This is a genomic window from Thermaurantiacus tibetensis (assembly GCF_015354055.1).
Lineage (GTDB): Bacteria > Pseudomonadota > Alphaproteobacteria > Sphingomonadales > Sphingomonadaceae > Thermaurantiacus > Thermaurantiacus tibetensis.
This window is the reverse complement of the sequence record NZ_JACHTM010000006.1, coordinates 12,329-27,308: the sequence shown is the minus strand read 5'-3', so window position 1 is coordinate 27,308 and position 14,980 is coordinate 12,329. Positions and strand designations below refer to the sequence as shown.

At 70.8% G+C, this 14,980-nt stretch carries 14 protein-coding genes; 9 read left to right on the top strand and 5 right to left on the bottom strand.

Annotated features, from left to right (window positions below):
* Positions 1-99 precede the first annotated feature (99 nt).
* The 6 genes from H3H34_RS12840 (at position 100) to H3H34_RS12815 (ending at position 5,145) form a co-directional block, all read left to right on the top strand.
* Entirely contained in the window at positions 100-447 is a 348-nt protein-coding gene (locus H3H34_RS12840; RefSeq protein WP_194745697.1) for a hypothetical protein, read from the top strand.
* Positions 448-509: 62 nt separating this feature from the next.
* A complete protein-coding gene (locus tag H3H34_RS12835) occupies positions 510-2,033 on the top strand; it encodes an aldehyde dehydrogenase family protein (protein WP_328832102.1) in 1,524 nt (507 codons plus the stop codon).
* A gap of 28 nt (positions 2,034-2,061) precedes the next feature.
* The gene (locus tag H3H34_RS12830; RefSeq protein WP_194745696.1) at positions 2,062-3,507 is read left to right on the top strand and encodes a UbiD family decarboxylase domain-containing protein; all 1,446 of its coding nucleotides are present in this window, start codon (positions 2,062-2,064) and stop codon (positions 3,505-3,507) included.
* Positions 3,498-3,698 (top strand): hypothetical protein, encoded by a 201-nt coding sequence (locus H3H34_RS12825; protein ID WP_194745695.1) that lies wholly within the window; start codon positions 3,498-3,500, stop codon positions 3,696-3,698. Before H3H34_RS12830 ends, H3H34_RS12825 begins: the two co-directional genes overlap by 10 nt.
* Entirely contained in the window at positions 3,695-4,408 is a 714-nt protein-coding gene (locus H3H34_RS12820) for a TenA family transcriptional regulator (RefSeq protein WP_194745694.1), read from the top strand. The genes H3H34_RS12825 and H3H34_RS12820 overlap by 4 nt, the downstream gene beginning before the upstream one ends.
* Positions 4,409-4,461: 53 nt before the next feature.
* Positions 4,462-5,145, top strand: coding sequence for an SDR family NAD(P)-dependent oxidoreductase (locus H3H34_RS12815; protein WP_194745693.1), 684 nt, complete (start codon positions 4,462-4,464; stop codon positions 5,143-5,145).
* Here the strand turns inward: H3H34_RS12815 and H3H34_RS12810 are convergent.
* The 5 genes from H3H34_RS12810 to H3H34_RS12790 form a co-directional block, all read right to left on the bottom strand.
* Entirely contained in the window at positions 5,114-6,157 is a 1,044-nt protein-coding gene (locus H3H34_RS12810; protein WP_194745692.1) for an ABC transporter ATP-binding protein, read from the bottom strand. The two genes, H3H34_RS12815 and H3H34_RS12810, sit on opposite strands and share 32 nt — an antisense overlap.
* The gene (locus H3H34_RS12805) at positions 6,154-7,119 is read right to left on the bottom strand and encodes an ABC transporter ATP-binding protein (protein WP_207790950.1); all 966 of its coding nucleotides are present in this window, start codon (positions 7,117-7,119) and stop codon (positions 6,154-6,156) included. The genes H3H34_RS12810 and H3H34_RS12805 overlap by 4 nt, the downstream gene beginning before the upstream one ends.
* Entirely contained in the window at positions 7,119-8,000 is an 882-nt protein-coding gene (locus H3H34_RS12800; RefSeq protein ID WP_194745691.1) for an ABC transporter permease, read from the bottom strand. The genes H3H34_RS12805 and H3H34_RS12800 overlap by 1 nt, the downstream gene beginning before the upstream one ends.
* Positions 7,997-8,872, bottom strand: a complete 876-nt coding sequence (locus H3H34_RS12795) for an ABC transporter permease (protein ID WP_328832095.1) — start codon at positions 8,870-8,872, stop codon at positions 7,997-7,999. The genes H3H34_RS12800 and H3H34_RS12795 overlap by 4 nt, the downstream gene beginning before the upstream one ends.
* A 109-nt stretch (positions 8,873-8,981) precedes the next feature.
* Entirely contained in the window at positions 8,982-10,214 is a 1,233-nt protein-coding gene (locus H3H34_RS12790) for an MFS transporter (RefSeq protein WP_194745690.1), read from the bottom strand.
* 72 nt (positions 10,215-10,286) lie between these two features.
* On the opposite strand from H3H34_RS12790, the gene H3H34_RS12785 reads away from it, so the two are divergent.
* The 3 genes from H3H34_RS12785 to H3H34_RS12775 are packed head-to-tail and all read left to right on the top strand — an operon-like array spanning position 10,287 to position 14,979.
* Complete coding sequence (locus H3H34_RS12785; protein WP_194745689.1) at positions 10,287-12,563, top strand: xanthine dehydrogenase family protein molybdopterin-binding subunit; 2,277 nt, start codon at positions 10,287-10,289, stop codon at positions 12,561-12,563.
* Positions 12,560-13,552 (top strand): formylglycine-generating enzyme family protein, encoded by a 993-nt coding sequence (locus tag H3H34_RS12780; protein WP_194751929.1) that lies wholly within the window; start codon positions 12,560-12,562, stop codon positions 13,550-13,552. Before H3H34_RS12785 ends, H3H34_RS12780 begins: the two co-directional genes overlap by 4 nt.
* The gene (locus H3H34_RS12775) at positions 13,549-14,979 is read left to right on the top strand and encodes a flavin monoamine oxidase family protein (protein WP_194745687.1); all 1,431 of its coding nucleotides are present in this window, start codon (positions 13,549-13,551) and stop codon (positions 14,977-14,979) included. Before H3H34_RS12780 ends, H3H34_RS12775 begins: the two co-directional genes overlap by 4 nt.
* Position 14,980: the final 1 nt, after the last annotated feature.

Sequence of the window (14,980 nt, the reverse complement as noted above, 5' to 3'; positions counted from 1 at the left end):
CGCCGAGAGCGTGGTGCCGACCCGGTCGGTCGAGGCCCGCCTGGCCGAGGCCGGACATCCTCTTGTCCGAACGTCAGTTCAAGCGAAAGGACCTGCGATATGGAGAAGCTTGATGCCGTCCGCAAGTCGGTCCGCACCGTGGCCGGACAGCGGCCGACTTTTCTCGATGGAGCGGACTCGGACCGGCTGCTCGCGATGGTGCTCGCGCTCGCCGCAGAGCTGGCCAGCGTCTACGAGCGGCTCGACACGCTCGAACGCGTGCTCGAGGGCCGCGTTGGCCTCGACCGGGCGGAGCTAGATGGCTTCGAGCCGGACGATGCCGCCTCGCGCGAGCGGATGGATTGGCACGAGGCCATGGTTGAACGCGTCCTGCGGGTGCTTTCGGCCGAGCTCGAGGCGCTGCGGGACCGCCCGGGCACGGCCCTGCCCGAGGTGCGCGGAGACTGAGGCCGCTTGCCTTTCCTGTCGGGTCATCATAAGGTCATGACGAGTTGTCGGAGAGCTTGCCCGTGATTGCACCCGCCGAGCGTTCCGCCGTCCGCAGCGCCCGCGCGGAGCCTTCGGCGCGGCGGCTGCCGGTGCGCAACCCCGTCACCGGCCGAGTCGACTACGAGGTGCCCGCGCTCGACCGGGCGGCCGTGGCAACCGAGGCGGAGCGGCTGCGCCGGGCCCAGCCCCGATGGGCCGCCCTCGGCGCATCGGGGCGCGCGGAGGTCCTCCTCGCCTTCGCCGCTGTGATCGAGCGCCGGCAGGAGGCCATCGCCGCCGCCCTTTCGGTCGACACCGGGCGGACGCTCCTGTCACGCCGGGAGGTCGAGGGCGCAGCGCGCAACATTCGGCGCTGGGCCCGGCTTGCGCCCCAGCTGCTGGGGACGGGGCCGCACGGCGAATTCCGTCCCTCGGCCATCCTGCCCGACGTGAGCTATGCGGGGCAGCTGGTGCCCTATCCGCTTGCCGGCTTCATCTCGCCGTGGAACTTTCCCGTCACCCTGTCGCTTATCGACGCGGTGCCGGCGCTTGCCGCCGGGTCGGCGGCGCTGGTCAAGCCGTCCGAGATCACGCCCCGCTTCGTCGACCCGCTGCGGGCAGCGCTTGCCGAAGTCCCGCAGCTTGCCGAGGTTCTCGCCTTCGTGACCGGCGATGCCGAGACCGGCATCGCCCTCGTCGACGAGGTCGACCTCGTGTGCTTCACGGGCTCGGTGCCGACAGGACGGCTGGTGGCCCGCCAGGCGGCAGGTCGCCTCATTCCGGCGTTCCTTGAACTCGGCGGCAAGGACCCGGCGATCGTGCTGGCCGGCGCCGACGTTGAGCGGGCAACCGACGCGGTTCTGCGCGGCTCGGTGCTGAACGCGGGGCAGGTCTGCCTCTCCATCGAGCGCATTTACGTCGACCAGCGCATTCACGACGCATTCGTCGAACGGTTGGTTGAGAAGGCGCAAGCCGTCCGGCTGAGCTGCGCGCCCGAGGGCGGCGAGGTGGGCCCGATCATCCACGCGCCGCAAGTGGATGTCATCCGCCGACACCTAGCCGACGCGGTCGAGCGTGGGGCCCGGATCCGCTGCGGCGGCGCGTTCGTCGAAAATGGAGGCACCTGGCTCGCCCCGACCGTCGTCACGCACGTGAATCACGGTATGGCGCTGATGCGCGAGGAGACCTTCGGGCCGATCCTCCCCGTGATGCCGTTCGCCGACGAGGACGAGGCCGTCTTCCTGGCCAACGACACCGACTTCGGCCTGTCGGCGGCCGTGCTTGCCGAAAGCCCTGAGGCGGCCCTCCCGCTTGCCCTTCGGGTCAATGCGGGCGGGATCTCCCTCAACGACTGCGGCCTTACCATCCAGACCTATGAGCCGGAGAAGACGAGCTTCGGATGCTCAGGTCTGGGAGGCTCACGCATGGGGCCAGCCTCGATCTTCCGCTTCGTTCGGCGCAAGGCACTCATTGCCCAGCGCGGTCGTCCGCAACCGCTGGCCGACTACCGCGACCCTCCCGCCGAGACGATCGGGAGCCGCGGGCGGGCGGCCGATGCCGCCTGAGCCGCGACCTGCGGCTGCCGGCGCCGCAGTGGAACGGCACGCCTGCGCGCGGCCGTCGCTGAGGGCCTGGCTTGCCGGGCTCGGACCGGCCCTCCTCCAGATCGACGAGCCGCTCCCGGTGCGGCATCACCTGACTGCGCTCCAGCACGCTCTTGAGAAGGCCGGGCGACACCCGGTAATCTCGGTGCGTCATCCGCTGCTGCCCGACGGTCGGGACAGCCCCATCCCGGTCCTCACCAACCTGACGGCAAGCCGGTCCCTCGTGGCCGGTGCGCTCGGCCTTGCCGACCATCGCATCGCCGGCGAGGCGCTTGCCCGCGCAGCCAAGGGCGGGTGTCCGCCGGTTGTGGTGGACCGTGCGAGCGCCCCGATCGCCGAAGTGGTCGAGACAGGCTCGGCCATCGACCTTTCGGGCCTTCCGGCCACCGTCCAGCACGCCCTTGACCCGGGGCCGTACCTCACCGCGGCGCACGCGACCACTCGCGATCCCGAGACGGGGATCGACAACACGGCGATCCAGCGCTGCTGGATCCGCAGCCCGACGCGGATGACCTGGTATCCCTATCCCTCTTCCCACAATGCCCGAAACCTCCGGCGGCATTGGGATCGCGGCCAACCCTGCCCCGTGGCCTTCTGGATCGGCCATCACCCGGCCGTGGTGATCGGCGCCCAGGCCAAGCTTGCCTATCCGCAGTCCCATTGGGAGGCCGCCGGCGCCGCGGCCGGTGCCCCGCTGCGGCTGACCCCGACGTTCAGCTTCGGAGAAGCCCTGCTAGTGCCGGCCGATGCCGAGATCGTGATCGAGGGGCTCGCCCATCCGCACGACCTCGGCGCCGACGGGCCGTTTGGCGAATACACCGGCTACATGGGGCCGCAGATCATCGCGCCGATGGTCGAAGTGCTGGCGATCACCCGGCGGCACGACGCGCTGTTCCATGACTATGGCTCGGGCCTCGCTGACATGCTGGTTCCCGAGAACATGGCAATGGAGGGCAAGCTCTTCGCCCTTGCCGCCGCCGTCGCCCCCTCGCTCCAGGCGGTTCACGTGCCCGTTTCGGGCAGGCGGTTCCATGCCTGGCTTGCGCTTTCCGACCCAGGACCGGGCGAAGCGCGCGATGCGCTCGCTGCCGTGCTGGCCTGGCGGCGTCTCAAACTCGCGGCCGCCTTCGACGCGGACGTCGATGTCTTCGACGAGGCGCAGGTGCTGTGGGCGATCGCGACCCGGGTGCAGTGGCATCGGGACATCTTCCGCCTCGACGGGCTCTCGACGTCCACGCTCGACCCCTCGCTCGCCGCAGGCGCCCGAACCACCTCGAAGGTGGGGATTGATGCCACCCTGCCGCTCGCCGACGGGGCGGGCGTGCGGCCCGTGCCGCCAGCCGCCGTCTCTCCGCCAGAGGCGCGCGCGGCTGCCGACGACTTGCTGCGCCGGCTCCGGGCGGCGGGCCGGCTTGAAGGTGCTCCATGCCTGTGACGCCGGTGGCCGAGCCCGTCCACGAGAAGCGGGGCAACTGCCTTTGGGCCATTTGCCCTGCCTGCCGCACCCGGTTCCCGATCGGCGCCGCCCTTGCCGAGCCGCACGCAACCGTCCCTGCCATCTGCCCGGCCTGCCACCACCCGTTCCACCCCGGCCGGCCGGCCCGCGAAGAAAGGAGCACGCCATGACGAGACTTTCCAAGGAGGAGTTCTTCCGGGCGCTCGAGGCCGCCCGCCAGCCGCGAGGCTCCGGCGGCCATCCGTTCAGCCGAGCCTGGGCGGAGGGAAGGCTGTCACGCGCCCAGCTCGGCCAGTGGGCGACGCAGCACTACTACTATATCTCGGCGATCCCGCAGCAGTTCGCCGCGCTCTTCGCACGGATGCCCGACGAGGATGGCCGGCACCTGCTGATGGAGAACCTCGTCGGCGAAGAGATGCCCCATGCGCCCGAAAAGTCGCACCCCAACCTCCTGCTGCGCTTCGCCGAAGCCTGCGGGCTCGAGGCGTCAGCAGTGAAGGCGGCCGAGCAGCGCGGCCAGATCCTGCCGGCGACCCGCGCCATGCGCGCGTGGATCTGGGAGCTCTCAAGCATCCGTCCGCTGGGGCAGAGCTGCGCCGGCATCATGGTGGCGCTCGAGGGCCAGCTTCCCACCCTCTACCCCACCTACATCGCGGCGATGGAACGGATGGGCTTCACACCGGACGACCTCGAGTTCTTCCACGTGCATGTCGAGAATGATGTCGAGCATGCCGCCGTTGGGCTCGAGCTCTGCGACCGCTACTGTCCGACGGCTGCCGAACAGAATCTCGCAATCGAGGCCGTCAAGACCTCGGCTGCGCTGCGCTACAACATGCTCTCGGAGATGGAGGCGGCGATCCTCTTGCCGCAAGCGGCCTGAGCGACGGAGCGGCGGACACGACGCCACCGCCGCTTCTAGACGCCCGCGGGCGGGTGCTTCTCCTGACAGGAGCAGCGGGCGGCATCGGCCGGGCAGTTACCCGGCTCTACGCTGCGGCCGGCGGAACGGTCGTGGGGCTCGACCGGGAGCCGGCAGACGGGATTCTCGCCTGCGACGTCTCGCTCGAGGGGGAGGTCCAGGCGGCCATCGCCCGGGTGCTCGCCACGCACGGCCGGATCGATGATATCGTCCACGCTGCCGGAGTGGTTGGTAGCGCCGGGATCGAGGCCACGTCGCTTGCCGAATGGGAATCGGTGCTGGTGGCCAACCTTACCTCGGCCTTCCTCCTGCTGCGGGCATGCGCCGCGCCGCTGCGGCAGGCGCGCGGCCGGGTGGTGCTGGTGGCATCGTCGAACGCGCTCGATGGCGGCAGCCCCCTCTCGGGGCCAGCCTATGCGGCGGCCAAGGCGGGGGTGGTGAACCTGGTGCGCCATGCCGCCAAGGACTGGCGCAAGGCCGGCGTCAGGGTGAACGGCGTGGCACCCGGGCCGGTCGACACTCCCATGCTTCACCGCTTGGCGCCGGAGGTGCGCCAGCGTCTGGCCAGCCAGATGTTCGGCGGGCGACCGATCGCGCCTGAGGAAGTGGCAGGGGCGGTTCTCTTCCTCCTTTCGGACCATGCGGGCGGGATGACGGGCACGACCCTCAACCTGAGCGGCGGGCTGGTTCCGGGCTAGGCTGAGCAAGGGGTGTTCCGGCGGGGACCGGCTGCCCGGCATAGTGGCAGGCGACGACGTGACCGGCGGCGCCGTCAGGGGCAGGGGCAACGTTGGGGACCTGAAGGATGCAGTTGGGCCGCGCGATGGGACAGCGGGTGCGGAACACGCAGCCCGAGGGCGGGTCGAAGGGAGACGGGAGCTCGGGGTTGAGCAGGATCGGCTGGCGCTGGCGCTCGGCGACGGGATCGGGGATGGGAACTGCGGAGAGCAGGGCACGGGTGTACGGGTGCTGCGCCGAGGCGAAGAGCCGGTCTGCAGGGGCCTCCTCCATCAGCCGCCCGAGGTACATGACCCGGATCCGGGTCGAGACGTAGCGGATGACGGCCAGGTCGTGGCTGATGAAGAGGAGCGCGACGCCGAGCTCGGCGCGCAGGCTTGCGAGGAGGTTGAGCACTTGCGCCCGGATCGAGACGTCGAGCGCCGAGACGGCCTCGTCACAGACGAGGAGCTCCGGCTCGCAGATCATGGCCCGGGCAATCGCCACCCGCTGCGCCTGGCCGCCGGAGAGCTCCGCAGGGTAGCGGCCGGCAAGGGCCGCCGTCAGCCCCACGCGGTCGAGCCAGGCCGCCACGCGCGTCGGCCGGTCGGCCGGGCGGACGTCTGGGCGGAGCACCGCGAGCGGCTCGGCCACAAGTTCGCCCACGCTCATCCGTGGGTTGAGGCTGGACAACGGGTTCTGGAAGATGATCTGCACCGAGCGGCGAAACGCGCGGCGGCCCTCCCTGTCGAGGCTTGCGAGGTCTCTCCCGCGCCAGAGCACGCGGCCGGCGGTGGGCGCAACCAGCGCCGTCACCACCCGCGCGAGGCTCGACTTGCCGCAACCGGATTCCCCGACGATGCCGATGCTCTCGCCGGGCGCGATCCGCAGGCTTGTGGGGGCAAGTGCCTGCAGCCGGCGCTTTCGGAACGGAGTCCGACCGACCGTGTAGACCACCGCGGCATCCTGCAGCTCGAGCAGAGGGGCGGTCATGCCGGCTCCGCTGCAAGGCAGGCTACGCGGTGGCCGGGGGCCACCTCGACCGGCGGCGGACGACCGGCTGCGCAGGCCGGGCGCGCGACCTTGCAGCGCGGCCGGAAGGCGCACGCCTCCTCCGGCACACTGGCCGGGTCGGGGGGCTGGCCGTCGATGGCCGGAAGGGGTGCGGACGGGGCGCGGTCGAGCCGGGGCGTCGAGGCGAGGAGACCCTGCGTGTAAGGGTGCCGCGGTGCAGCGAACAGCCGCTCCGCCGGCGCCATCTCGACGATGCGTCCGGCGTACATGACGGCGACGCGGTCGGCGAGGCCGGCAACCACGCCGAGATCGTGCGAGACGAGGATGAGGGCCGTGCCCGCGTGCTGCTTGAGCTTGGCGAAGCTGCGGAGAATGGCCGCCTGGACCGTGGTGTCGAGCGCCGTGGTCGGCTCGTCGGCCACCAGCAGCGACGGCCGGCAGAGGAGAGCCATCGCGATCATGATCCGCTGCCGCATGCCGCCGGACAGCTCGTGGGGATACTGGCCGAGCCGGTAGTCCGGCTCCGGGATCTGCAACACCTCAAGCATCTCGCGCGCCTCGGCGCGCGCCGCCTGCCGACCGGCACCGCGGTGGACGACGAGCACCTCGGCGAGCTGTTCGCCGACGGTCATGTGCGGGGTAAGGCCGGTGATGCTGTCCTGGAAGACGAGCCCGATCCGGTCGCCGCGGAGCTGCTGGAGGCGGCGGGAAGGCATGCCCACCAGTTCCTCGCCTTCGAAGAGGGCCGAGCCGCTGACCTCCGCGCCGGGGCCGGCCAGCCCAAGCGTGGCCAGCAGTGCCTGGCTCTTGCCGGAGCCGGACTCGCCCACGATCGCGAGGCATTCACCCGACTCGACCGCGAAGTCGGCGCCCCTCACCACCGTCACCCGACCTCCCGGCGCAGGATAGGAGACGCGGAGACCGGAGACCACGAGCAGCATCAGCCCCTCGCGCCCGGGTCGAGGGCATCGCGGAGCCCGTCGCCGACGAAGTTGAAGCTGAGCATGGTCAGCACCAGCAAGATCGCCGGGAAGCCGAGGAGCCAGGGCGCGCTGTCGATCTGCGCAGCGCCTTGGTTGATGAGGAGGCCCCATGAGGTGAGCGGCTCCTGCACGCCGAGGCCGAGGAAGCTTAGCGCGCTTTCGATGATGATGTTGATGGGAACGAGCAGGGTTGCGTAGACGATCACCGGGCCAACTGCGTTGGGGATGATGTAGCGGGCGAGGATGCGCTGGTTCGGTAGGTCGATCGCGCGTGCCGACTCGAGGAATTCGCGGTTCCTGAGCGCGATCGTCTGGCCCCGCACGATCCGTGCCATCGTGAGCCACTCGACGGCGCCGATCGCGGCGAAGATGAGGATGATGTTGTTGCCGAACACGGTCACCAGCACGATGATGAGGAAGAGGAGGGGAAGCGCATAGAGGACGTCGACGATCCGCATCATCACCAAGTCTACCGCGCCGCCGAGATATCCGGCCGTCGCACCCCACAGGACGCCGATGACGAGTGCGATAACCGTGGCGACGAGGCCGACGGCAAGCGAGATCCGGCCGCCGTAGAAGGTCCGTACGAAGAGGTCCCGGCCGTTCGCGTCGGTCCCGAACCAGTGGAAGTCGGCAAACGAGGGCGGCTGGGCTATGCGATCGAGCGAGGCCTCCTCGATGCCGTGAGGCCACACGACGGGCACGAGGATCGAGAGCACGGCGATGACGAGGAGACACAGGAGCCCGGCGACCGCCTGCCGGTTGGCGAGGAAGCGTGCCAAAGCGCGGGCCAGGGGCCCGGGCGAAGCGGAGCCCGCCATCGTGGTCCTTGCCGTCATGTCCTCGCCCTCGCCCGCGGGTCGAGCCAGCCATACGCAAAGTCAACCAGGAGATTGAGAAGAATGAGGGCGCTCGCGTAGAGGATCACGACGCCGAGGACGAGCCCGTAGTCGCGGTTGATGGCCCCCTGGACGAAATAGCGGCCAACGCCGGGAAGCGCGAAAATCTGCTCGATGATGACCGATCCGGTGATCACTCCGGCCACGGCCGGGCCGAGATAGCTGACGACCGGAAGGACGGCTGCTGGAAGGACGTGGACGGCGATCACCCGCCGCTCGGGCAGTCCCTTCGCCCGGGCGGTGCGCACGAAATCGGCCGAGAGCGTCTCGAGCATGGCGCCGCGGGTGAGGCGCGAGATGGCCGCGATCTGCGGCAGCGCCAGGGCCACGACTGGCAGCACCCAGTGCCGAACGCTGCCGTCTCCCCAACCGGCGACCGGCAGCCAGGCGAGGTAGATCCCGAAGACGAGCGTGAGGAAGGGCGCGGTGACGAATGCGGGAAGGGCAACGCCCAGCGACGCCGCTCCCATGAGACCTGCGTCGAGGACGCTGTTGCGTGCCCGGGCAGCGGTGATCCCGATGGCGAGGCCCACGGAAGTTGCAACTGCAAGCGCGGCAAGCCCGATGCGTAGCGAGATGGGCAGGCCATCCGCAATCAGCTCGGACACGCTGCGGTCGGGATAGGTCGTCGAAGGGCCGAGGTCACCGCGCGCCAGAGCGCCGAGGTAGCGGCGGAACTGGACGGCGATGGGCTGGTCGAGACCGTAGGTCCGCTCCAGATTGGCCTTGACCAGAGGGTCGAGGTCGACCTCCGCATCAAACGGCCCGCCCGGTGCAAGCCTCGTCAGAAGGAACGAAGCGGTTATGATCACGAGGATGGTCAAGGCGGCGACGACCGCACGCCCTAGGATGAAGGGGAGCATCTTCATGCCGATCGTCGTCGTACCGCCCTGTCCTGCCGCATCGCCTGTCCTGCCCCGGTCACTCCGCAGGCTGCCCCGAAGCGCCTGGTGCCTGCCCATAGAGGCGCGAGCGCAACACAGCCAGCACTGCCGTCGCCGGGATCATGGCGAGGGCGCCAAACAGGAACGGCACCGACGGACCGAGCCCGGCGTAGAGCGTGCCGGCGCCACCCTGACCGATGAACCGGGCGAGCGCCGAGCCGGATTGGAACAGGCCGATCACGCGCCCACGCTGCTCCGGATGCGCGACTTCGGCGAGGAGATTCTGCATGTTGGTCTGGAAAAGGGCCATGCCGAACCCGCTCACGATCATGGCCAGAAGCATCATTGGCAGGCCGGGGGCAAGGAGGAGCAGAGTCCAGCCGAGGGCGAACAGCAGGAGTGCCGCCTGGACCAGCCGGAACGAGCCGAAGCGCAGGGCGAGCGGCCCGGCGAGCAGGAACTGGACGGCAACGACGGTTGCGCCGCTCGCGCCGAGCAGGAGGCCGACCGCCGGCGGGCCAAGGGCGTGCCGGTCGTGCGCCCAGATCGCGAGGATGGCCTCCCGCACCGCGACGAACAGGATCACGAGGAAACCTACGAACACGAGGCCGGCAAGTTCGGGGCGACGGTAGAGCCTGGGGGCCGGGCAGACGGAGCGCCCCGAGGCCTTCGCGGGCCGGCTTTCGGGGAGGAACAGGAAGATGCCGAGAAACGAGACAAGCGAGAGGCCTGCAGCGATGATCGCTGGGCGGACATAGTCGGCATCGGCGGCACTCGTCCCACCGGCCAGCAGCCCGCCAAGCAGCGGCCCGGCCATGAACCCGAGCCCGAACGCAGCGGAGATCCGGCCGAGCTCGCGCGGCCGCTCGGCTGCTGCCGTCGTGTCGGTGACATAGGCGTAGGCGGTGGCAAGGTTGGCGGATGTCGCCCCGCTTAACACGCGGGCGAAGAGCAGGATCTCCCAGCGGTCCGCAACTGCCAGGAGGAGGTAGGCCGCCGCATGGCCCGCCATCGAGAAAAGCAGGATGCGGCGGCGCCCGAGCCGGTCGCTCATCCAGCCAAGAAGCGGCATGGCGAGGAACTGCGCGAAGGGGTGGGCCGCGACGATGAGCGTCACGACTTCCGGGGCGAGGCCGAGACGCAGCGCATAGAAGGGAATGAGCGGACTCAGGATCCCGAAGCCGATAAGGTCGACGAAGACAAGAACGAAGAGTGTCGCGCGCGCCGCCCCAGCCCGGCGACTGTCCGGCCCAATGGGTCGCAGCTTCATTCGGCACCTGCCGCACCGGGCGGCCGGGCCTGCGGGACGGTCCGGGGTGACGCGTTCGACATTGCCTTTTCCATGGCACAGGTATATCGTCATGACAACATGATGTTTACACATAAGCCGAGCGCCGCGAGGCGACACGGGCCCGGTCCGGCAGCGACTGCCGACGTTCGTCGGTCAGGCTTCGTCGATCGCCGCACCCTTCTTGCGCTGGGCAGCGCGTTTGCCGGCACCGTCATCGTCGGGCGCGCCTTTCCGGCCACCGCAGAGGGCGTGGCCGTCGGCCAGGACGGGGCGCTCGGCCGTGGCCAGTTGCCGGGGTCACTCCCGCAGCTCGTTTCCGCCTTCCTATCGGTCTTGCCCGACGGCAGGCTCGGCTTCACTTGCCCGGCGGCCGAGATCGGCCAGGGCGTCACCACCGCCCTTGCCCAGATCGTGGCCGACGAGTTCGGCGTTTCGCTTGACCGGGTCGCCGTCTCGATCGCCGGCGCCGGCGAGATCTTTGTCAACCCGGGCAAGGGAACCCAATCGGTCGGCCAGTCCTACAGCGTGCGTGGCTATCTCGCCGAGCTCCGACTGGTGGCCGCTGCGGCGCGCGGGCAGTTCGAGGCGGCAGCCGCCCACCGCTGGGGGGTGTCCCCTGCAAGCTGCCGGCTAGCGGACGGCCATGTCGAGGGACCTGGCGGACGGATCCCGTTCCACCTCCTTTCCGAAGACGCGCAGCGGATCCCGCCGTCGGAGACGCCGAGGCTTCGCTCTATCGCCGAACGCCACGTCGTCGGTCGGCGCGTGCCGCAGCGCGATTCGGCCGACCTCGTGCTCGGGCGCACCGTCTACGCAATCGATGCCGAGCTGCCCGGGATGCTGGTTGCGGCCGTGGCATTTCCGCCTGCTGCCGGCGGACGGCTGGAACGGTTCGACCACACGGCAGCGCTCGCCCGCCCAGGCGTTGTTGCGGTCCTCGCTCCCGAGGCGCCGGGCGACCCTCTCGCGGTGCTTGCCGAAGACTGGTGGACCGCCCGCCAGGGCCTCGAGGCGGCGGCACCCCGATTCACCGGCGATCCGGTCGACGCGGCGATCCTCACCGCCCGCATTCGCGCGGGACTTGCTGCAGCGCCGATCCCGGTGGCGGAGCGTGGGAATCCGGACGCGTTGTTCGCAGCGGCGGCAGACCGGGTCGAGCTCACCCTCGAAGTGCCGTTCCTAGCGCACGCGCCGATGGAGCCTATGTCGGTGGTGGCCGACGCGCGGGCGGACGGCTGCCTCCTCATGGGCTGCTTCCAGAGCCAGACCCGGGCGCGGGACGCGGTCGCCCGGCAGCTCGGCTTGGCACCGGCCCGTGTGGAAGTCCGGTCGCTACGGGGCGGCGGCGGCTTCGGGCGGCGCTGGTACACGGATCATGCGGTCATCGCGGCAAGGCTGTCCCAGAGAGCTGGGCGTCCGGTGAAGCTCGTCTACTCCCGGGAGGCAGACCTCGCGCACGACTGGTATCGGCCAGCCTTCGCCTGCAAGGCGCGCGCGGCCCTTGCCGGCGGATCGATCGCCGCGCTCGACTTCCACCTGGCCGGGCCGTCGATCAGCGAATTCGGTCGCCCGGGGCGACTGGGCGGGCGGCACGACCCGGTCGCCGTGTCCGGGCTGCCCGACCTGCCTTATGATGTGCCGGGCCTGCGGGTGGGCTGGAGCTCGACTCCGACACCGGTGCCCGTGGGCGTGTGGCGCTCGGTCGGCCACAGCCACAACGGCTTCTTCCTCGAGACCCTCATCAACGAGTCGGCGGCGCGGCTGGGGGCGGACCCGTTGGCGCTGCGGCGTCGCCTTCTTGCTCCTCACCCGGAGGCGCTCGCCGTGCTCGATGCGGTCGCCCGCGCGGCACGCTGGGGGCGCCGGCGCCCTGCCGGAACCGGCCTCGGCCTCGCGGTTGCCGAAAGCTACGGCTCGTGGGTGGCGCAGGTGGTGGAAGTCCGGCGCGAGGGCGGGCGGATCGCGGTCCCGAAGGTCTGGGCCGCGATCGCCTGCGGCGAGACAATCAACCCAGCGATGGTCGAGGCTCAGCTGGCGGGCGCAAGCCTGTTCGGGCTGGAAGCGGCATTGTGGGGGGAGGTGCTGTTCGAGGGTGGTGCCGCCGCATGCTCCAACTTCCACGACTACCGGGTGCTGACGGTGCGGGAAGCGCCGCGCGTGGAAGCGCAGATCGTGAGGTGGCCGCGCGCGCCGGGCGCCCTGCCCGGCGGCGCCGGCGAGCCGGGGGTGGTGCCGATTGCAGCCGCGCTGGTGGCAGCGATCGCTGCCGCCGGCGGGCCGTGGATCCGCCGCCTGCCGGTTGCCGCAATGGAAGGCCTCGAGGCATGATTGTCCGCATCCGGCCAATCGCAGCTGTGCTGGCGGGTCTCGTGTTCGTCAGCGTCGCAGCGCCTGCCGCCTCGGCTGGCGCGAGCGCAGCTTCTGCTGCCGTTAGGGCGCTCCGGTTCCGGGATTGCGCGGAATGCCCCGAGCTCGTCCGAATCCCGCCGGGGCGGTTCCGGATGGGCCATGACGGCGGCGAACTTGGTCGCCCGGAAGGCCCGGCCCACGAGGTGGTCGTCGCGCGCGCATTCGCGCTGGCGACAACCGAGACGAGCGTCCGGCAGTTTGCCGCCTTCGTCGAAGCGACGGGGCACGAGCCCACGGCCGGATGCGAGGTGTGGCCGCAGGGCAGCTTTCCCCGGGAGGCGGCGAACTGGCGCCGGCCGGGCCCGGATCCATCCAGCCTGGACCACCCGGTCGCCTGTGTCTCGTGGAACGATGCCGTCGCTTACGTCCGCTGGCTTTCGGAACGGACGGGCCGACTCTATCGGCTGCCCAGCGAGGCCGAGTGGGAATATGCCGCGCGCGCGGGCACGACGGCTGCCTACCCCTGGGGCGACCGGGCCGAGGATGGCTGCCGGTTCGCCAATCTCTACGATCTTTCGGCGGCCGGCCGGTTCAGCTGGCCGCACGCCGCCTGCGACGACGGCCACCCGGGCCCGGCGCCGGTAGGGAGCTACCCAGCGAACGCCTTCGGCCTCCATGACATGATCGGCAATGTCTGGGAGTGGACCGCCGACTGCTACGTCGCCCCGTATCCCGTGCCGGCCACCGGAGCGCGTGCGGCTGCGGTGGTGGAAGCACCGGCCGGCGAGCCCTGCACGCGGCGCAGCGTCCGCGGCGGGAGCTGGATGACTCGGCCCGATCGTAACCGCACGAGCTTCCGCGGCCGCGACCCAGCGGACACCCGCTTCTTCATGTTCGGCTTCCGCGTGGCGCGCGATCTCCTGCCCGACGAGATGGCTCCCGCAGGGCCATCGCGGACGGCCCCGTGACTGGCGGAGCAGTCCACCGCCGGCAGGTCCTCTGCGGACTTTCGGGCCTTGCCGCCGCGGCAGCAGCGTGCCCGGTGGCAGGGCGTGGCAGACTTGGCCCGGCAGGGCCAGAGGTCGATGTCGTGGTGGTGGGCGCCGGCCTTGCCGGACTGCACGCTGCCCTCCTCCTCGCCGAGGAGGGACTCCGGGTCCGGGTGCTCGAGGCCGAGCGCCGGGTCGGCGGCCGGTTGCACACGCTCGACCGGCTGCCGGGCCAGCCGGAGGCCGGCGGCCAGTCGCTTGATCCGTCTTACGCTCGGGTCCTCGGCCTCGTCGCGACGCTCGGCCTCGAGACATTCGAGCGGACCGACCTTGCAGACGGCAACGCCATCCTCGTCGGCGGCAGGACAATCCCGACGAGTGCCTGGCCGTCTCAACCCGAAAACCGGCTGCCGGACGCGCTTCGCGAGGTGCCGCCGCTCGGTCTCTTCGGCCATCTCGTGGACCGGGCCAACCCGATCCCTTCGCTGGCCGAGTGGCGCGAGCCCGCGTATGCTCGTCTCGACGAGGAGGATACGGCGACGCTGCTCCGGCGAGGCGGAGCCGATGCTGCGACGCTGTCGCTTGTCACCCACTGGTTCGACGGGCCAAGCTACGCGAGGATGTCGGCTCTTTTCGCCTGCCGGAAGCGGCTGGTGGAGAAGCTGGGGAACGGGCGGCTCCTCCGCATCCGGGGCGGCTCCGCGCGTCTGCCCGAAACAATGGCCGCGCGCCTCGGGGATGCGGTGGCCACGGGCGCGCCCGTCGCCGCGGTGCGGCAGGACGGCCGCACGGTCGAAGTGATCGAGGAGGGAGGGCGCAAGCACCGCGCCCGGCATGTGCTCATTGCAGTCTCCGCGCCCGCCGCCTGTCGGATCGCCTTCGATCCGCCACTGCCGCCGGCCCAGGCGCGAGCGCTCGCTACCCTTCCCTACACGCCTATCCTGATGCTGACACTCGGCGTGCGCGATCCCTTCTGGGAGCAGGACGGCCTGCCGCCGGCGATGGCAATCGTCGGCCCGGCGCAGCGGGTGACTGCAGCGCCCGGGCAGGACGGCACCCGCGCGACCCTCTCCTGCTGGCTGCGTGGCGCATCGGCCATACGCGGCCGTACGCTCGACGATGCAGCGCTGCTGCGCTTCGCGATCGCCGAGATCGAGGCGCACCGGCCGGCTGCGCGCGGCGCGATTGTCGGTCTTGCCGTGACCCGCTGGGACGCGAGCGCGCGCGCAGGCGGCGCCTATCATTGCCTTGCTCCGGGGCAGGCCGGCCGGATGTTCGACGCGCTGCGGCAGCCGCACGGGCGCGTTCGGTTCGCCGGGGAGCATCTGGCGACGTTGCATCAGGGCATGGAAGGCGCGTGCGAATCCTCCGAGCGCGAGGCGCTCGCGATCCTCGAGGAGGTTTGAG